We start from the raw sequence: 3,736 nt of genomic DNA on the forward strand, positions 1-3,736 counted from the left end.
GCTCGCGGCAGCGGTGAAGGTGCTGCTGGAGATGGTCGAGGTCAACCAGGACGTCGGGCTGGGCGTGGTGTTGGACATGATCGAGAAGACCGTCACCCGGGCCGAGTTGCGGCACGCGGTCCAGGCGGTCGACGAGCTGGTGCCCGCCGACGACGCGGAGCTGGATGGGCAGCGGTTGATCGAGTTGGCCGGCAAGTTCGCCACGGTCCGCCCGTTCCTGTCGATGCTGATGGACACGATCGAGTTCGGCGCGACCAGTGACGGCGCCGCCGTCCTGGCGGCAATGAAGACCCTCGCCGAGCTGCTGACATCCAGGTCGTCGGGCAAGATCCCGGCAAACCTGCTGGACGCCCGCAAGGTCGACCACGACTTGATCGTCGGCGCGTGGAAGCGCTTGATCTACACGCCGGGCCGACCGGAGGGCACCGTCGACCGGAACTCCTACACGATCTGCGTGTTGGAACAGTTCCACCGACACCTCAAGCACCGCAGCATCTTCGCGGTGCGTTCGTCGCGGTGGCGCGACCCGCGGGCGCACCTGCTGGCAGGCGAAGCCTGGGAGGCTGCGCGTGACGCCGGCATGAACGCGCTGGGCCTGCCCGCCGCGCCGACGCAGCTGCTGACCGATCACGCGACGGCGTTGGAGACCGCTTATCGGGAGTTGGCCGCACGGCTGGGCGAGGACACCCCAGCCAGCATCGACGCCGACGGCAAACTGCACGTCGCCGCGCTGGACGCCAAGGCCGAGCCCGCGTCGCTGGTCGACCTGCGCCGCCGGGTGGAGGCGATGATCCCGCGTGTGGACCTGCCGGAACTGGTCACGGAGGTGATGAGCTGGCATCCCGGTTTCACCGAGGCGTTCACCCACACCTCGGGCAACGAGGCCCGCGTCGCCGACCTCGGCTTGTCGGTGGCGGCCGTGCTCTGTTCCTATGCGATGAACGTCGGGTTCAAACCGGTGACAACGCCTGGTGTCGACGCCCTGACCAGGGATCGGCTGCTGCACGTCGACCAGTGCTACGTGCGGGCCGAGACCATCGAGGCGGCCAACGCCGTGCTGGTCGACGCCCAGGCCGACATCCCCCTGGCCCAAGCGTGGGGCGGCGGGCTGGTCGCCTCGGTGGACGGGATGCGGTTCGTGGTGCCCGTGCGCACCCATAACGCCCGCCCGAACCCGAAGTACTTCGGCCGGAAACTGGGCATCACCTGGTTGAACATGCTCAACGACCAGTCCGCCGGGCTGGCAGGCAAGGTGCTGCGCGGAACACCTCGCGATTCGCTGCACACCATCGACGTGATCGTGTCCCAGCACGGCGGGCGGATTCCGGAGGTCATCATCACCGACACCGGGTCGTATTCCGACATCGTGTTCGGACTGCTGCATCTGATCGGCCGCCAGTACCGGCCGCAGCTGGCGAACCTGCCCGATCAGCGGTTGTGGCGCATCGACGCCCGAGCCGACTACGGGCCGCTGGACAAGGCGGCGCGCGGGGTGATCGACACCGCCAAGATCGCCGCGCACTGGGAGGACATGTGCCGGATCGCGGTGTCGATCCACTCCGGTGAGGTGTCGGCGCACGAGGTCACCAGGATGATCTCCCGCGACGGGCAGCCGACCGCGTTGGGCCAGGCCATCGCCCATTTCGGGCGGATCTTCAAGACCCTGCACATCCTGCGCCTGGCCGACGACGAACCTTACCGGCGCGAGGGCAAGGCCCAGTCCAATCTCGTCGAGGGTCGTCACGACCTGGCGCGCACGATCTATCACGGCCGCAAGGGCGAGATGACCCGCGCCTACTACGAGGGCATGGAAGACCAGCTCTCGGCGCTGGGATTGGTGCTCAATTGCGTCGTCGTGTGGAACACCGTCTACGAGAACCGCGCCCTCGCCGCGCTGCGAGCCGGCGGATACCCGGTGCTCGACACCGATGTCGAGCGATTGTCGGCGTTCGTGCGCGCCCACATCGGCATCGACGGGCACTACAGCTTCCACCTGCCCGACCCCAGCGGAGTTCACCGACCGCTGCGCGACCCGGACGCCGACGACGACGAGTAGCGCGAGTCGAAGGGTGGCGGATGACCGCTCAGGACCTGACGACGCATGTCGGCGGAAGTCTCTCCTGAGCCGCGAAACAGGCCACGGCCTGCACCTCTACCTCCGACCTGACCCAACAAACTACCGCTAGATTACGGTCACGGAGAGCGTCAGTTTGTCGCTGTGCGGCACGCCCGTCCGGTCGAGGAAGTCACACATGTCATCGATCATCGGCTGCATGAGCAGCTGCCCCAGCTGACGAACCATCAGCCCGATGACCTGTGAGGACTCGGATCGCCGTGTCGAGGTCTTGCCCGAATAGCGGAGTTTGGAGATCTCTCTGCGACTCAGGTCGGTCAGCCGCTCGAGTAACTCGCTCTTTCCCTGCGGATCGAGCACAGCGCGCCGGATGTAGTTCACCACCGTCGGATGCGTCGCGAGCATGTGCCGCACCGCCTCGTCTCGAGCGGCGGCGACCTGCGCTGGGGCGCCCTCGTCCGGCACAGAGGCGATCGCCAGAGCGTAATAGTCGACGACCAGTTGCTCGACGGCGACGCGTAGCCCGTCCTTGGTCTTGAAGTGGTGCTGCACCAATCCCACGGCGACCCCGGCGGCGGCGGCGACGGCGCGCATCGAGACGCGATCCTCGCCGCGCTCGGCGTAGAGGTCGAGCGCGGCGTTGCGAATGCGGGCCTTCGCGGTGAGGTCCTCGTCACTGGCGCGGGGGTCGGTCACAGAAATTGCCTCCTATCAGGGAAAAAAGCATACACCCTTGACATTAGACAGTACATGCGCATTAATGGCTATACATCAGTATAGTCAAAAAGGGGTTGATGATGTCGCAGTCGAGTTCGCTGCAGGGCGTGCAGGTGGTGTCGCTCGCGATCAATCTGCCGGGCCCGCTCGCCGCCGCGCGGCTACGGGCGCTGGGCGCCACCGTCACCAAGATCGAACCGCCGGCCGGCGACCCGCTGCGGGCCGTGGCGCCGACGTGGTACGACGAGCTCACTGTGGGCCAGCGGGTCGTGACCCTCGACCTCAAGGACCCCGCTGATCGGGCGGTGGCGGCGCGCGAGCTGTCGCGTGCCGACCTGATGCTCACCGCCATGCGCCCCTCGGCGCTGGTCAAGCTCGGCCTGGACGAGTTGACCGCGGCGAATCCGCACCTGTCGCATATCGAGATCGTCGGGCACGACGGGATCGCGGCGGAGCAGCCCGGCCATGACCTGACGTACCAGGCCCTGCACGGCACTCTCCAGCCGCCGACGATGCCGACCGTCCCGGTGGCCGACCTGCTCGGCGCCGAGCGCGCCGTGTCCGCGGCCCTGCTCGCCCTGCGCGTGGCCGCGGAGTCCGGCGTGGGACACCGCGAGCGGGTCGTCCTCGAACAGGCGGCCGCCGACGCCGGCGCCGCAGTTCGGCACGGTCTGATGGGAGCGGGCGCGCCGCTCGGCGGGGCGCATCCCGGTTACCGGATCTACTCCAGCTCCGACGGCCACGTCGCGCTGGCCGCGCTCGAGCCGCACTTCTGGGAGCGCGCCCGCGCCGGTCTCGGTGTCGAGGGCACCCAGGAGGAGCTCGAGCAGACGTTTCTTTCCAAGCCGACGCGCGAATGGGAGGAGGTCGCGAAGCGCCTCGACATTCCCCTGATCGGAATCCGCGATTCGGCACCCCGTAATTCAGCACAAGGAGCTTTGTCAT

The 3,736-nt window shown here is 67.8% G+C and carries 3 protein-coding genes; 2 read left to right on the forward strand and 1 reads right to left on the reverse strand.

What is annotated here, in order from left to right; genetic code table 11:
* Positions 1-2,056: Tn3 family transposase (locus tag AC2VON_RS20310; protein ID WP_486954531.1), on the forward strand; the 2,056-nt coding region annotated here is incomplete at its 5' end.
* 126 nt (positions 2,057-2,182) lie between these two features.
* On the opposite strand, the gene AC2VON_RS20315 is transcribed toward AC2VON_RS20310, so the two are convergent.
* On the reverse strand, positions 2,183-2,770 hold the full coding sequence (locus AC2VON_RS20315) for a TetR/AcrR family transcriptional regulator (protein ID WP_011331219.1): 588 nt from the start codon (positions 2,768-2,770) through the stop codon (positions 2,183-2,185).
* A 101-nt stretch (positions 2,771-2,871) separates the two neighbouring features.
* Between AC2VON_RS20315 and AC2VON_RS20320 the strand changes: the two genes are divergently transcribed.
* On the forward strand, positions 2,872-3,736 hold an 865-nt coding region (locus AC2VON_RS20320; RefSeq protein WP_011331218.1), incomplete at its 3' end, for a CoA transferase.

This window comes from Mycobacterium sp. TH-M82 (assembly GCF_057473605.1).